This window comes from Polaromonas sp. CT11-55 (assembly GCF_047303325.1).
GTDB lineage: Bacteria > Pseudomonadota > Gammaproteobacteria > Burkholderiales > Burkholderiaceae_C > Polaromonas.
Genome location: NZ_JBKBEX010000020.1, coordinates 1 through 15,140, shown reverse-complemented (window position 1 = coordinate 15,140; position 15,140 = coordinate 1). Strand labels below are relative to the sequence as shown.

At 63.6% G+C, this 15,140-nt stretch carries 13 protein-coding genes and 1 tRNA gene; 1 reads left to right on the top strand and 13 read right to left on the bottom strand.

Annotated elements, in window-relative coordinates; translation table 11 throughout:
- Window positions 1-2 precede the first annotated feature (2 nt).
- From ACEN8I_RS17170 to ACEN8I_RS17140, 7 genes are all read right to left on the bottom strand, one after another.
- The gene (locus ACEN8I_RS17170) at window positions 3-989 is read right to left on the bottom strand and encodes an ABC transporter permease (RefSeq protein ID WP_413329740.1); all 987 of its coding nucleotides are present in this window, start codon (window positions 987-989) and stop codon (window positions 3-5) included.
- Window positions 989-1,975 (bottom strand): ABC transporter permease, encoded by a 987-nt coding sequence (locus tag ACEN8I_RS17165; protein WP_413329738.1) that lies wholly within the window; start codon window positions 1,973-1,975, stop codon window positions 989-991. The genes ACEN8I_RS17170 and ACEN8I_RS17165 overlap by 1 nt, the downstream gene beginning before the upstream one ends.
- Entirely contained in the window at window positions 1,972-3,501 is a 1,530-nt protein-coding gene (locus ACEN8I_RS17160; RefSeq protein ID WP_413329736.1) for a sugar ABC transporter ATP-binding protein, read from the bottom strand. Before ACEN8I_RS17160 ends, ACEN8I_RS17165 begins: the two co-directional genes overlap by 4 nt.
- Window positions 3,502-3,512: 11 nt before the next feature.
- On the bottom strand, window positions 3,513-4,616 hold the full coding sequence (locus ACEN8I_RS17155) for a sugar ABC transporter substrate-binding protein (RefSeq protein WP_413329734.1): 1,104 nt from the start codon (window positions 4,614-4,616) through the stop codon (window positions 3,513-3,515).
- 133 nt (window positions 4,617-4,749) lie between these two features.
- Window positions 4,750-5,721 (bottom strand): ABC transporter substrate-binding protein, encoded by a 972-nt coding sequence (locus ACEN8I_RS17150; RefSeq protein ID WP_413329732.1) that lies wholly within the window; start codon window positions 5,719-5,721, stop codon window positions 4,750-4,752.
- A 90-nt stretch (window positions 5,722-5,811) separates the two neighbouring features.
- A complete protein-coding gene (locus ACEN8I_RS17145) occupies window positions 5,812-6,813 on the bottom strand; it encodes an NAD-dependent epimerase/dehydratase family protein (RefSeq protein ID WP_413329730.1) in 1,002 nt (333 codons plus the stop codon).
- Window positions 6,810-7,577: an SDR family NAD(P)-dependent oxidoreductase gene (locus tag ACEN8I_RS17140; RefSeq protein ID WP_413329728.1), complete on the bottom strand. Its 768-nt coding sequence runs from the start codon at window positions 7,575-7,577 to the stop codon at window positions 6,810-6,812. Before ACEN8I_RS17140 ends, ACEN8I_RS17145 begins: the two co-directional genes overlap by 4 nt.
- A gap of 253 nt (window positions 7,578-7,830) precedes the next feature.
- Between ACEN8I_RS17140 and ACEN8I_RS17135 the strand changes: the two genes are divergently transcribed.
- A complete protein-coding gene (locus tag ACEN8I_RS17135) occupies window positions 7,831-9,054 on the top strand; it encodes a XylR family transcriptional regulator (RefSeq protein ID WP_413329726.1) in 1,224 nt (407 codons plus the stop codon).
- 67 nt (window positions 9,055-9,121) lie between these two features.
- Here ACEN8I_RS17135 and ACEN8I_RS17130 read toward each other — a convergent pair whose 3' ends face one another.
- From ACEN8I_RS17130 to ACEN8I_RS17105, 6 genes are all read right to left on the bottom strand, one after another.
- Window positions 9,122-9,958, bottom strand: coding sequence for a hypothetical protein (locus ACEN8I_RS17130; RefSeq protein WP_413329725.1), 837 nt, complete (start codon window positions 9,956-9,958; stop codon window positions 9,122-9,124).
- 228 nt (window positions 9,959-10,186) lie between these two features.
- Entirely contained in the window at window positions 10,187-11,065 is an 879-nt protein-coding gene (locus ACEN8I_RS17125; protein ID WP_413329724.1) for a 2OG-Fe(II) oxygenase, read from the bottom strand.
- Window positions 11,066-11,266: 201 nt separating this feature from the next.
- Window positions 11,267-11,342 (bottom strand) — tRNA-Phe (locus ACEN8I_RS17120).
- Between the two features lie 57 nt (window positions 11,343-11,399).
- Window positions 11,400-12,080 (bottom strand): response regulator, encoded by a 681-nt coding sequence (locus ACEN8I_RS17115; protein ID WP_413329723.1) that lies wholly within the window; start codon window positions 12,078-12,080, stop codon window positions 11,400-11,402.
- A gap of 72 nt (window positions 12,081-12,152) precedes the next feature.
- Window positions 12,153-14,477: an ATP-binding protein gene (locus tag ACEN8I_RS17110; protein WP_413329722.1), complete on the bottom strand. Its 2,325-nt coding sequence runs from the start codon at window positions 14,475-14,477 to the stop codon at window positions 12,153-12,155.
- On the bottom strand, window positions 14,474-15,031 hold the full coding sequence (locus ACEN8I_RS17105; protein ID WP_413329852.1) for a DUF4390 domain-containing protein: 558 nt from the start codon (window positions 15,029-15,031) through the stop codon (window positions 14,474-14,476). The genes ACEN8I_RS17110 and ACEN8I_RS17105 overlap by 4 nt, the downstream gene beginning before the upstream one ends.
- Window positions 15,032-15,140 lie beyond the last annotated feature (109 nt).

Below are 15,140 nucleotides of genomic sequence, written 5' to 3'. Positions count from 1 at the left end.
CCTCATCTCACTTTGGCCGATCTTCCGTACAGCAGCAGCATGGCCAGGATCAGCGCTCCGTAAATGATCTGGCGGCCCGCCTCAGGCATCTGCAATACCGCCAGCATGCTCTGCAACAGCACGATGAACACGACGCCGGCGACCGTGCCCAGATAGCTGCCACGCCCGCCCAGGATGTTGGTGCCGCCCAGCACCACGGCCGCGATCGCCGGCAGCAGGTAGGGGTCGCCCATGGCCTGGTAGGCGTTGCCCGAATACCCGGCCAGCAGCACCCCCGCGAACGCCGCCAGCATGCCGCAGGCGACGAAACAGGCCACCGTCATCCTGGTGGTGCGCACGCCGCTGAGATAGGCAGCGCGCTCGCTGTTGCCGATCACGTAGACATAACGACCCGCCACCGTGCGTGTCAACAGCAGGTATACCAGCAGCGAGACGGCCGCCCAGGCCAGCACCGCGTTGGGCAGGCCCAGGGTCCTGCCCACGGCCAGGTCGCGCATCAGCGCGGTGGCGGCGTCCTTGGGCGCATGGCCGCCGGTGTACAGCACCATCAGCCCCTGCAACACCGCATTGGCGCCCAGTGTGAAGATCATCGACGGGATGCGCAGCAGGGCCACACCCAGGCCGTTGGCCAGGCCGATCAGCGCCCCGCAGAGCAGGCCCGCCGGAATGGCCCACTCCGTCCCATAGCTCGACCCTGCGGCGGCGGCCATCATGGCGCCCGTGGTGATGGTCCAGGGCACGGACAGGTCGATATGGCCCAGCAGGATGACGGCCATCAATCCCGCCGCGGCAAGCCCGAGGAAGGCCGCGATCTGCAGCTGCTGCAGCAGGTAGGCGGGCATCAGGAAATTGCGGTTCACGGTACTGCCGGCCAGTAGCAGCAAGAGGCAGCACAGCCCCACAACGGCGGGCGGGTTCAGCAGCAGGCGCTGCACGGGGTTCTTGGCCCCGGGGGAGGGCTGCGCGGCAACCAATTCGGTGGTACTCATCAGAACAGGTCCAGCCGGTTTCTGACGCGCAGCACGCGCGCCGCGCCCATGCACACGGCGCCCAGCAATATCAGGCCCTCAAAAAGAGGCTGCCAGAGCGCCGGCGCGTTGAAGACGAACAGCAGGTCGCCGATGGTGCGCAGCACAAAGGCGCCGAGGATGGAGCCGACCATCCCGCCGGTGCCGCCGTATAGCGATGTGCCGCCTATCACGACCGCCGCGATCGAATTGAGGGTGTACAGGCCGGCCTGCGGGCCGCTGGCCTCGCCCGACAGCGCGATCAGGGACAGCAGCAGCCCGGCCACACCCGAAAGCAGGCCGGCGACGGTATAGGCCAGGAATTTGGCGCGCTCCGACGGAACGCCGGAGAGGTAGGCCGCCTGCTCAGAGGACCCGACCGCATAGCACGCGCGGCCGATCACCGTCCGCTTCAAGGGCATCCACCCCAGCACGACGAGCACGGCCAGCAGCACCATGGTGCTGGGGATCACGCCGAACAGCCGGCCGGTCATTGCGTCCGACAGCCCCTCGCTGACCTCGCCGCCCGGCGCCGGCCGCAGCAGCAGGGCAAAGCCGAAATACACCGCGCCGGTGGCGAGCGTGACAATGATGGGCTGCAGGCGCCCGAAGACCACAATGGCGCCGTTGATGGCACCGGCCGCCGCGCCGCAAGCGAGCACCAGCACGATGCCCAGTGCCACCTGCCAGGGTGCGCCGTTCACGACCGCGGAGGCGAGGCAGCCGGTTAGCACCATCACCATGCCGACGGAAAGATCCAGCCCCCGGGTGATGACGGGCAGCGTCTGCGCCATCGCCACGATGGCCAGCAGCACCGCCTTGTTGGACGCGGTGGTCACGATAGCCACGGAGATCGAGCGCGGGTGCTCCAGCAGGAACAGCGCGAACATCACGATGAACACCGCCAGCGCGGCCAGCGGCCCACCGTTGCGCCGCAACGCCATGCCCCATTCGCCGCGCCGGCTCATGCGGTGGCGGCCTCCCGGCCGCTGGGTGAAACGTTGAGCGAGGATGCCACTATCGCATGCTCGCTGATGTCGTCGCCGGCAAGCGTGCGGGCGATGCGGCCCTCGTACATGATGAGCACGCGGTCGGCCAGGCCTATGAGTTCCTCATAGTCGGTGGAATACAGCAGCACGGCCACGCCCTGGGCGGCCAGCTCGCGCAGCAGCGCATACAGCTCTTGTTTGGTGGCCACATCGATGCCGCGGGTCGGGTCGTTGAGCAGCAGCACGCGCGGATGGGCCATGAGCCATTTGGCAATCACCACTTTCTGCTGGTTGCCACCCGACAGAGTTTGCACCGGGTCTTGCGCGGAGCCGATTTTGATGCGCAACTGCTCCACCATGCGCGCCACGGCGGAGCCCTCCGCCGCCGCGCTGAGGATGCCCAGGCGCGCAAGCGCCGGCAGGTTGGCCAGGCTCATGTTCTCCCCGATGCTCATGGGCAGGATCAGCCCTTCGGTCTTGCGGTCCTCCGGGATCAGCGCGATGCCCAGCTCCGGGCCCTTGCACACATGCGGCGCCAGGTCGCGGCGCAACTGGCCGAATACCTGCACTTGGCCCTGGACACCCTTGAGCACGCCGAAGAGCGCCAGCAACAACTCCCGTTGCCCCTGTCCGTCCAGCCCTCCCAGCCCGACAATCTCGCCGGCCTTGATCTCCAGCGAGATGTCGTGCAGCACGGGAGGCCAGCCCAGGCCCTGCGCAGTGATAGCGGGCTGGGCCCAGGGCGTGGGGCCGGTTTTCGGCGGATAGGTCTTGGCGACGTCGCGGCCTATCATCAGCTGGACCACCTCCGCATCGGAGCGGGTGCCGCTGGCGAAGGTGTCCACGCGCCTGCCGCTGCGAAACACCGAGCAGGTATCGGCCAGCGCCTTGACTTCGTGCATGCGGTGCGAGATGAACAAGATGCCCACGCCGCGCGCGCGCAGCTGGAACAGCAGCGTGTAGAGCCGCTCCACATCCTCGCTGCTCAGCGCGGAGGTCGCCTCGTCCAGGATCAGCAGGCGCGGCTGCAGGCTCAGCGCCTTGGCGATCTCGATCAGCTGGCGGCGTGAAAGCGGCAGGTCCCGCACGCGCTCCTTGGGGTGGATGTCGCCGCATCCCAGCATGGCCAGCAGGGCGGCGGCCTGCTCCTGCTGGGCCTTCGCGTCGATCAGTCCACGCCGGCGCGGCGGCCGCGCCAGGAAGATGTTCTCCGCCACCGAGAGATCCGGCACCAGCGACAACTCCTGAAACACGCAGGCAATGCCATGGTCGCGAGCCATGTTCGGCGAAGCCAGGCGCAGCTCCACGCCTTCCATGAGGATACGGCCGGCGTCGGGCTGCACCACCCCGGCAACGACCTTGATCAGGGTGGACTTGCCCGCGCCGTTTTCCCCCAGCACGGCGTGGATCTCGCCGGCACGGCAAGCGAGGTCCGCGCCGTCCAGCGCGCGCACGCCCGCGTAGCGCTTGGAGATGTCCTGGAGCTGCAGCAAGGTCTGGGGCACGGATCGTTCCTTCAGGTGTTCCCCTCGCTCTGCTTCATGATGTCCGGCGCTGTGATGTTGATGTTGCACGGCGGGAACTCGTTGGCCACGTAAAACGTGTCCGGCAAATCGGGATAGAAGTTCTTGCCCGGCTCCATCTGCGGGTATTCCACATAAGGAATAGGTACCGAGATGTACTGGGGCAGCTTCTGCCCTTGCAGCGCGGCAACGGCCGCCTTCAATGCCACCGCCACCAGGCCGGGGGACTGCGCGGCCGAAGCGCCTTTGAGTCCATCCTTGTGGTGCTCGTAGACCATCTTGCGAAAACCGTTCTCTCCCTCGGCGCCAATCGGCACGAAGGGGTGCTTGGCTTCGATGAGCGCACGGACCGTGCCGTTGGAGCCGGCCTGGGTGTAGATGCCGCTGAACCGGCCGTGCACGGCGATGGCGTCCGCCGCCACTTTCTGGGAAGTTCCGTCGTCCCAGTTGCCGACCACCTCGACGATCTGCAGGCCCTTGTGCTTTTCCATGATTTCGCGAAAACCCAGGTGCCGGTCGCGGTCGACCGAGTTTCCCGGCAGCCCGCGGATTTCCAGCACCTTGCCACTGGTGGCCCCGTTCTTCTCCAGCCAACGCCCCATGAGGCGGCCCATCTCGAACTGGTCTTCGTTGACCTGGATGACCTCGTCGGTGTCCAGCACGTTGTCGAAGGGGATCAGGACTACGCCCGCATCCTTGGCCCGCTTGATCACCGGCTTGAAGGACGTGGGCGACACCGCGATGGTGAGGATGGCGTCGAAACCCGCGTTGATGAAGTTGTCGATGGCACCCAACTGCGCGGCCACGTCGGTTCCGGTGGAGACCACCTTCAGCTCCTTGATGTGGGGCTTGATGTCGGGTGTCGCCGCATAGGCCTTGAGCGACTTGATCATCTGGATGCGCCAGCTGTTTCCCGCATAGCCGTTGGCCAGGGCGATGCGGTAAGGCCCTTTCTTGGCCGGGTACTGGATGGTCTTGGTGCTGGCGGAAAACGGCTTGAAGCAGCCCGGCTCATAAGTCTGCGCCGCCGCGCGCCCCGCAATACCAGCCAGTGCTGCGCCGGCGCTTGCGGCAAGGAGGTCTCGTCTTGTATGCATTGCTGTCTCCTGATCTTTTTTTGCCGGCCTGGCGGCATGCGCGCGATCGCGAAACCGCGCGGGTTTCTCGTAATGGGCCGCGACTTCCAGGCCAGTCGCTTTCCTGTCACCCTACGAATGCAAAACCGTTTCGCTAGTATTTGCGGTTGGGGAATTCCTTGGCCGCAACTTCGGCCGGGAATACACCTTCGATCGTCTTGATCCAGCGCGGCAGCGGCTGGCCGGCGGCCGCCTTCGCCGCCGCCTCCATCAGTTGCGGACCCAGGAGCGGATTGCACTCCACGCTCACATTCATCTTGCCCGCCACCATGGCTTCGAAAGCGCCTTTCACGGCGTCGACACCGATGACGAGAATGTCCTTGCCGGGCTTGAGGCCCGCCTCCTCGATGGCCTGGATAGCGCCTATGGCCATGTCGTCGTTGTGCGCGTAGAGGACGTTGATTTTTTTGCCCTCGGCCTTGAGGAAGGCTTCCATCACTTCCTTGCCTTTGGCGCGCGTGAAGTCGCCGGTCTGGGAGCGGATGACCTTGTAGCGCGCATTCCCCTTGAGGACTTCGTCAAATCCCTTCTTGCGGTCTATGGCCGGGTCCGAGCCGACCGTTCCCTGCAGCTCGACAATATTGACAGGTCCCGTGGTGCTCTTCGTGTTGTCGAGAAGCCATTGCCCCGCCCGCCGGCCCTCCTCGACGAAGTCGGAGCCGATGAAGGTGGTCCAGGTAGACGGATCCTTCACCACCACATTGCGGCTTTCCAGGATCACTGGAATCTTCGCGGCCTTCGCCTCCTTGAGCACCGTGTCCCAGCCGGTCGTGACAAGAGGCGCAAGGATGATGACGTCCACCTTCTGGCTGATGAAGGAGCGGATCGCCTTGATCTGGTTCTCCTGCTTCTGCTGCGCGTCGGAAAACTTCAGTTCATGGCCGGCCGCTGTGGCCGCGGCTTTGACCGACTCGGTGTTGGCGGTCCGCCATTCGCTTTCGGCGCCCGTCTGGGCAAACCCGATCACCAGTTTCTTGCCGGCGGCGTGGGCAAACGGGCTCCATGCCGCCGCCAGGCCTGCGCCGGCCAGGATTGCCGTGAATGTGCGTCGCTGCAGCTGTCTCATGTTCTGTCTCCTCAAGTTGGTTTTTTCGAATCGCGCCGCCACTCCATGCTTTCTGCTCCTCCCGGTGCGGCGGCGGGAGCAGCGGTGTTGCTATCCGGGATACCAGACGACGCGAGGCTCGTCGGCAGGGCGCTGGTAAGCCCACGCCGCCTCCACAAGCCGCGCCATGTCGTAGCGGGGCCGCCAGTTCAGAAGAAATTTCGCCTTGCTGTTGTCCAGCCATGTCGAGTGGTAGGGTGTGGGCACCGGCACCAGCGGCACACCGCGCGTGCGTGCCAGGTAGTCGCCGAGATCGCCGTAGTCGACCGGCTCATCCATGCAGATGTTCATGCGCTGGTGCCGGGCTTGCGGCGCATCGAGCGCCAGCAACAACGCGTCCACCAGGTCGTCCACATGCACAAAGTTGCGCCTGACCGGCTTGCCTTGCAGGTCCAGCATGACCGGAACGGCCCCCGAAGCCACATAGTCGCGCGCGCGGGACGGCCCGACCAGTTCGTGCCAGCGGGGACCGCCAAAGACGTCGTCGCCGAAGGACAGGGAATAGCGGAAGTCGTCCTTTTCCATGATCCACGGCGCACGCAGGCAGCAGCCGTTGAGCCCATACTGGATCTGGTATTGCTCCAGCATGACTTCTTCCAGCACTTTGGACAGCGCATAGCAGCCCGGGTAGGCGCTGTGCGGCTGGCTCTCCACGACCGGAATGGTGTGCCGGTAATAGAAATGGCCAACCGCGGCATCTCCGCCCACGAGCAGGAACTGCCGCAATGCCTTGCTCGCGCGGCACTCCTCAAGCAGCCAGAACATGCCCTTGACGGCCACGTCCATCACATCGTCCGGCGTTTCCTTGCTGGTCGCCAGGTGCAGCACATGCGTGGCGCCTTCCAGTGCACGGTGAACGTCGGCACGATTCTGTATGGAGCCTTGCACCGATTCCACGCGGGGATGCGGGGGCAGGCTTCGCTTGTGGCACAGCGCGCGAACCCCGAAACTGTCATAACGTTCATCGCCCAGCAGCCGGGCGATGAACGCCCGCCCGACCTTGCCGGTCGCACCCGTCACCAGGATGAGATCGCGCGCTGCCGGAGCGTTCATGTCCAGCCACCGTCGACGACCAGGTCCTGCGCGGTCATCATGCTGCTGTCGTCGGAAGCGAGAAACAGCACGGCGCGCGCGAGGTCCGCGGGTGCAAGTTCGCCGGGCAGGCACTGCGCTTTGGCCAGTTCAATCTTCGCTTGCGGCGTCACCCACAGCCGGATCTGCTTTTCAGTCATCACCCATCCCGGAACAACCGTGTTGACGCGGATGCGATGGGCGCCGAAGTCGCGTGCAAGGCTGCGGGTGAGTCCCTGAGCCGCGGACTTGCAGGTTGTGTACACCGGCATCCCGCCTACCTTGACCATCCAGCTCACCGAGCCGAAATTGACGATCGAGCCTCCGCCCAGGGCTTTCATGTCCTTGAAGACTTCCTGCGCGGCGAAAAAGTAGTGCTTCAGATTTACCGCGACGCCGGCATCCCATGACTCAGGTGTCGTTTCTTCAATGAGATGGCGCTCGTCGTTCGCCGCGTTGTTCACCAGCACCTGGATGGGCCCTATGCGCTGGCGAAGGGCGCCAATGGCGCTGCGCAAGCGGGGAATGTCCGTGACATCGCATTCCTCAAAATGGACGCCGCGCAGCCCTTCGCGCTCCAGCCTGGCCAGCAATGCCCGGGCGCCTTCGGCGTCGATATCCACAAACCCCACCTTGGCGCCTTGCGCGGCAAAATGCTCCACGAGGGCCGCGCCTATCCCGGTCGCGCCGCCGGAGATCAGCACGCTCTTGCCGTCAAGACTCGGATAGCGGGTTGGCTCAGTCATCGAGTTCCTCGTTGGTTTGCCCAAAAGCCGTTTGCTTTTCGCGCACGCGGAAATGGCGTCTTCGTTTGCCGTCGACGCCGGTATGCCGTGGCGAAGCCATGCGATGGGACCGGTCCCACTCCGCATCAAGATCACCAGAGTGGCGATGCTAGCGGTTGCGCCACCGCAGCAGCTTGCGAAATTGCCGAGCGCGGCTTATGAAATTTCTTTCTGCATCGCAGCAATCGACGCAATGTGCCAAGATCGGCCTTCCATGACCAAAAGCCCGACCATGCGCCGGCCCGACCGGACCAGCGGCCCCGCAGTCCTGCGCGTGGCCCTGCTGTTCCATGCCAGCAAGGTCTATGACCGCGAGATCCTCATCGGCATCGGCGACTATGTGAAGCAGACGCGCGTGGCCTGGGACCTGTTCCTCGAGGAGGACTTCCGCTTTCGCCTCGATGGCATTCACGAGTGGGAGGGCGACGGCATCATCGCGGACTACGACGACCCCGCCGTCGCGAGGGCGCTCGCGGGTGCCCACGTCCCGGTCATCGCCATCGGTGGCTCGTACGAGGATCCCGCCTGCTACCCGGGTCAGGTCCCCTACGTAGCCACCGACAACCAGCTGCTGGTGGCGCGCGCGCTTGAACACCTGGTGGAAGCCGGCGTGACTCGCTTCGCCTGCTACAGCCTTCCAGAATCGCCGCTCAACCGCTGGGCGCAGGAACGCGAGAGGGCGTTCTCGGCATGGCTGCTGCGCAACGGTGCTTCGGGCGAAATTCACCGCGGCCTGGCCACCAGCGCACCCACCTGGGGGAGCGCCACCAAAAAGCTGATCGACTGGCTGGACAGCCTGCCCAAGCCGACAGGCATCGTCGCCGTCACCGACGCGCGGGCGCGCCAGCTGCTGCAAGCCTGCATCGTCGCCAACATCGCCGTGCCCGACGAAGTGGCGATCATCGGCATCGACAACGACACGCTGGGACAGCATCTCACGCGCATCGAACTCAGTTCCGTGAGCCAGGGCACGGCCGAGATGGGCCGCCGGGCGGCGCAGCTGCTGCACCAGGCGCTGAGCGGCTCGCCGGTGCGCGGCGCCCGCGTGGTGGTACCGCCGGCCGACGTGCACAGCCGGGCGTCTACCGCGCGCGACGTCCAGCACAGTCCGCAGGTGATGCGGGCGCTCTATTACATACGCCAGTACGCCTGCCAGGGCATCAAGACCGAGCAGGTGGCAGAAATGATGGGCATGTCACGTTCGTCGCTGGAGATGTACTTCCGCCGGGATCTCAAGCGCTCCGTGCACGACCTGATCCTGCAGTGCAAGCTGGAGCACTGCTTCGAGCTGTTGGCCCACACGGACACCGGCATCGCGGAGATTGCGCTGGCCTCGGGCTTTCGCTCGGTGCAATACCTGAACGCGGTGTTCAGGCGCGAGGTGGGCTCGACACCGGCGTTATGGCGGGAGGCCAGGCAGGCCGTTGAAGCCCGTTGACCTGTCCATGCTGCGCGCCCCAACGCTCGACAGAGCCGGTAGGCTGCGCAACCGCGTCAAGCCGCTCTCAGCCTGCCAAGGCGGTTTCGAGGATAGGCCTTATGTCCCGGCTTCGAATGGCCTCAAACCCGGCTTCTTCTATAGCTTGGCGGTGAGCGTCGTTGAAGACAATGTTGTGGCATTCTTGAACAAGCATTGACGGAGACGCGATGCAGATTCCGGCGCGAATATCTTCCTCAATAACAGTTTCTGGATCAATGTCGGCCACAACAGCTTTGCGATTGGCCATCAGATAAGAGACGCGAACGACCTCAAATATTTTTTTTGCCGTATAAAAATGGATGTTCACGACGAGTTTTGATCGCGCGATCAACTCATCCCTGGCCTTCCCATACAGGCCGCACACAAAGACCGCCTTGAGCCCGGAATGGCACAGATGAAAGAATGCATCCATCCGATCAGGTCCGGGTGCCCCGTATATCAGAACGTCAATGTCCTGGATCGGCGCTTTGGGGATTCGTGTCAGAGGCTCGGCATAACCCACCGGCACGATCCGGCAATCTGCATTGAGTTTCTTCCACCCCTCCGCATTTCCTTCACTGTAATCCCATATCTTGAAATTCGCCGCGGCATACAACATCGGCGGCTTCAGTGTGGTCTCGCCTCGAATTTGCTCGAAGTTATAAACAATGGTGGAGGGTGGCAACTTGCTAATCACATCCATCTCAAGCATCTGAGCGCCAAAGATGATGTTTGTTGCCGATTCAGAGAAGGTGTCTACGCCGAACTCCACTGTGTGCCCCAACTCACGCAGGCCCCAAACGACGGACTCAATGACTTCCTGGTAGGCGTGTAAGCCATACGCCCGGCCTTCGCACATGATGTGACTGACGTGGTATTTCAATTGAACTCCTGGTATTGGCGGCTCGGCTGAAACTCATCGATCAAGCCTTCAAGCCATTGTTAAGCATCATTATCGACAGGCCACCGGCGGCTCTGCAATACAGCCTCGGCCAAGCCTTCTGCCGGGACGCGGGGACGGTACTACACGACACGAGGAATTTCGATTCTCCCCAAAACCGCGATATGACCAACCACCGCATAAAAAGGCGCCGAGAAAATTTCTCACTGGCTATTTATCAAAGTATTTCTTTTTTACGTTACGCAGATTTCTATACAGGATGGGCGGGAGTAAATCCCTAAGAGGCGGAATCACGCTGCTCACCTGTGGCGCAGGCACGTTGCTCAACTGTATTTGCTTAGCCTCATTTTCCGAGCGAGCCCGAAACTGCGTGGTCAGATTGGGGACTTCGTCATAAATTGCTTTTGACGCGGTGTAGTAATAAAGCGCCAAGGACTTTCTCGTAATTGCATCCGGGGTATTCAAGGGGTCAGGATGCCCGTGATAGGAATCGGCGTCCGTATTAAAAATTACGCATCGATTGAATACGGGCTGGATGCCCTTTACTTTTCCAGTCATCTCTCTATCCCAAATTTCCAGTTCCCCGCCGTACGTCTGATCCCAATCCTTATTCAAATAGATCAACACATTCAGTCTTCTATTCAGATGTAGTTGATTTTGAATTCGAAAATCGGCATGAATGCCCAACTTTCCGCCTTTTGCAATCTCATGAAACCCGCCGCCAGAAAAATATGGATCGGGAATCAATCCATCGATGGTGGTGAGGCCCTCTAAAAACTGCATAAAAGGGGCAGAGTTAAAGAACAGAAAATAATTCAGTGCCGCTTGATTGCAGGCGTAAGGCAATATTTGTCTTTTGTTGTGCTCAAAATATCCGCCAACAAAATTTACCTCGCCCTCCCGCTTTTCCAGCGGGAAATTGGCCAGGACATCTTCCGCCATCGCTTCCGGCAAAAAATTGTCCAGCACGATATGCGGATATGGTTCGGCGAAACAATATTCTCCGGCGAGCTGCTCACCGAACGCACGCGCCAGTTTCGCGTCCAGGAATACCCCGTTCGTCAGCTCAACTGGCAAATTAGCTTGCATGTCGCCATCCGTTACTTTGAAAGTATGTGCAGACCGATTTCCGTTTGCTTGAATCTACCATCAACGGAAATTCCGGCACCACGCGCGCGGAATACAGCGAAGGCCCATTGTCACTTCCCGACAATAGGAGAAATCCAAACCCCCTGGCCCGGACGTGAAAACGCCCCAGAACCCGAAAAGGGCGCTGGGGCGCATGAATGCTGGTGGCCTGGGGCGGAATCGAACCACCGACACAAGGATTTTCAATCCTCTGCTCTACCGACTGAGCTACCGGGCCTGAGCCTTAGATTATATATCAGCTGCGAGGGGTCCCCGGCCGGCCGGCCGCAAAAGCTCAGATGCCGCGTTTGCCGCGCGTGAGGTCCACGCCCAGCTGCTTGAGTTTGCGGTACAAGTGGGTGCGCTCCAGGCCGGTTTTTTCGGCGACGCGGGTCATGGAGCCGCCTTCCTTGGCGAGGTGGAATTCGAAATACGCTTTCTCAAACTCGTCACGCGCGTCGCGCAGCGGTTTTTCCAGCAGAAAGCTCTGCGTGGCCTGGGGGCCCAGGTCGACGGGCGCAGGCAGGGTGCCGCCGGTCATCACAGCTTCCACCGTGAGGTCCGTCAGGGGCATCGCGGAATTGTTGTTCAGGGCCGCGGGCTTGCGCGGGGAGGCCTTGCTCAGGCCCTGCTCGACGGCCTTGAGCAGTTTTTGCAGCGTGATGGGCTTTTCCAGAAAGGCCATCGCGCCAATCTTGGTGGCCTCGACAGCGGTGTCTATGGTGGCGTGGCCGCTCATCATGATGACGGGCATGCTGAGCAGGCCGCTGGAGGACCACTCCTTGAGCAGCGTCACGCCGTCGGTGTCGGGCATCCAGATGTCCAGCAGCACCAGGTCGGGCCTGGAACGCCCGCGTGCGGCACGGGCCTGGGCCGCGTTTTCTGCGAGCTCGACCTGATGCCCTTCGTCATTGAGAATTTCTGAGAGAAGGTCGCGTATGCCCAGCTCGTCGTCGACCACCAGAATATTTGCCATGATTGAATTGCTGCCTGCCTGTTATTGCGATGCCGTGCGGATCTTGAAATCGAAGTGTTACTGAATGTGTTGTTAAGCCACAACTGCAAATGATAACGACACTTGCGCACCTTGCACGGCGCCGTCCACCAAGCGGTTGGAAATATCGATGCGCGCCCCGTGTTCGTCGGCGATTTTTTTGACCACCGCCAGCCCCAGCCCCGTGCCCTTGACCTTGGTGGTGACGTAGGGCTCGAAGGCGCGCTTGAGGATGTGCTCGGGGAAACCGGTGCCTTTATCGCGCACGCTCAGGCGCACGCGCCTGGAGGTTTCGGAGTATTCGGTCTTGAGGGTGACGAGTGCGCCCTCCTTGCCTTCCTGGGCGTCCTGCGCATTTTGCAGCAGGTTGTGGATGACCTGGCGCAGTTGCTGGGCATCACCCTGGATCAGCGGGGCCTTGGGGTCGAGCTCGGTGACGACGGGCACGGCGGCCGCGGCATCGCTGCGCCGCCCGCCGTGGCCGTCGCTGTGGCTGTCGTGCAGGTAGAGCTGCATCACGTCGGCGACCAGGGCATTGAGGTCCACGGGCTTGAGCTCGGCGGCGGGTAGCCGGGCGTAATCGCGGAACTCGTTGACCAGCCGCTTCATGGCGTCGACCTGGTCGACGATGGTCTTGACGGACTTGGTGAGCAGCAACTGCTCGGCCTCGCCGACCTTTCCGGTGAGCTTCATTTCCAGGCGCTCAGCCGACAGCTGTATGGGGGTGAGCGGATTCTTGATCTCATGGGCCAGCCTGCGCGCCACCTCGCCCCAGGCCTGGGCGCGCTGGGCCGAGACCATTTCGGAGATATCGTCGAACACCAGCAGGAATTCCTCGGTGCCGGGCATCTCGGCGCCGCGCGCGATCAGCGTGATCGCGTTGTCGGGCGCGCCGGGCATGGCGGCGTTGAGCTCGAACGACTGCTGCCAGTGCCCCTGCCCGTGCGGCGCGGCGTCGCTGAGGTAGTCGGCGAACTGGGCCAGCACATCTTTGGCGAACACGCCCAGCCCCGGCACCTCGCCGAGCGCCTGGCCGTGGTAGGCCGCCAGCGGTGCGCGCAGGATGCGCGTGGCACCCGGGTTGCTGGACTGGATGCGGCCGCGCACGTCCAGCACGATGACGCCGGCCGTGAGGTTGTCCAGGATGGTCTGCAGGTTGGCGCGCGCCGCGTCGACCTGGCTCATGCTGTGCTGCACCGCCGTACGGGCATCGGACAGCTGCTGCGTCATGTCGGCGAAGGAGCGCGTGAGCCCGCCGAGTTCGTCCTTGCCTTGCAGCGCCGCCTTGGGTGTGAGGTCGCCCTGGGCCACCTGGCGCACGCCTTCGGCCAGCACCAGCAGCGGCTTGGCCAGCTGGTTGCCCAGCAGCACCGCCAGCAGCACCGCGCCGAACACGGCCAGGAACAGGCTGAGCGTGAGTGTGCCTATGTACATCTTGCGCAGGCCGCCGCGCGCCAGCGCGCGCTCCTGGTATTCGCGGTTGGCTTCCTGGACAGCCACGGCATTGGCCACCAGGCCTTCAGGCAGCAGCTGGGTCACCTGCAAAAACCGCGCATCGCCCAGCACATTCACATTCGGGCTGTTGACCACCGCGACGGCCTTGACGCGCGGCGCGTTGCCGGCGTTGGCCGGCGGGCCGCTGGCGCCCGCCGTCAGTTCCCCGTTGCCGGCCGACACCACCTCGTCCAGGCCCTCGATCTGCGTGACGACGCGCTGCGTGCGGGCGCTGCGCAGCTGCTGCACCGAAGGCCGCTCGGGCTTGAGCAGGAAGCGCGAGTCGCCGGCGCTGGCGATCACCTGGCCCGAAGAGCTCCAGAGCACCACATCACTGGCCTGCAGTTGGTCGCGCAGGCGCTCCAGCGCCAGGCCCGCCATGGCGTCGGGCGTTTCGGCGATCTGCGTGGCGGCCTGCCGGGTCTTGTTGCCGAGGTCGGCCGCCAGCGTGTCCAGCGTGGCGCGGCCCAGGTTCAGGCCGGCGGCCAGGGCGCCCTCGACTTCCACGTCGAACCAGCTTTCGATGGAACGCGAGACGAACTGGTAGGACACCACATAAATCATCAGGCCCGGCACCAGGCCGACCAGCGCGAAGATGGCCGCGAGCTTGACCAGCAGGCGGCTGCCGAAGCGGCCGCGGCGCAGCCGCAGCAGCAAGCGCACGACGATCCAGCCGATGACCAGCAGCAGCAGGCCGGCCACCGCGATGTTGAGCACCAGCAGCAGCGCGTAATTGCGCTCGTAGAGTTCGCGATTGCCGGTGGCTTGCGTCAGCAAAAACATCAGCACCAGGCCCAGCGCCACGATGGTGCCTATGCCGACGCCGACCGTCCAGCGAAACGCCTTGCTGCTCTTGAGGGAGCCGCCGCTGACCTGCAGGTTCACTTGGTGGCCTCGGTTCCTGGGGCCGCGGGGGCGGCCTGGGGCGCGGCGGGCTCCAGCCTGAGCTTGTCCTTGACCTGCGCGGAAATATTCCAGTCCCGCTGACCGGCCACGCCGATCTGGAAGGGCCGCGGCAGTTGGGATAAATCCAGCCTGAAGCTGAAGTCCAGCTTGTACGATGAATCCGGGTCCACGTCGCCGGCATCCGCGATCCTCCACCGGGCCACGCGCTGGATGGCCGACAGGGCCTCGGCCAGGGTTTCGTAATTCTGGTTCAGGGTGGCGCGCAGGCCGGAGGAGCTGGTGATCAGCCCGGACGCAATATTGACGCGCCAGCGGCGGGTCAGCGGCTGGTAGGCCAGGCGTATGGTGCGGGCGGTGCTGGCCACACGCGGGTCGGTCCAGTACCAGCGGTCCCGGTAGATGTCGGCTTCGGCTACAAAAAACAGCGGGATGCCCTTGAGCAGGGCGTCTTCGACCACCGGTGGAAGGTCGAAACGGACCAGGGCGGACAGGTGCACGCCGTCTTCGCCGCGCTCCACGCGTAGCTGCGTGATCTCGGTGGGGGGGGGGGGGGGGGGCCCCCCCCCCCGCGCCCGCGCCTGGCTCCAGGGGTTCGGCGCCAGACATCTCGCGCATCTGGCGCGCAATTTCATCGTCGGCCAT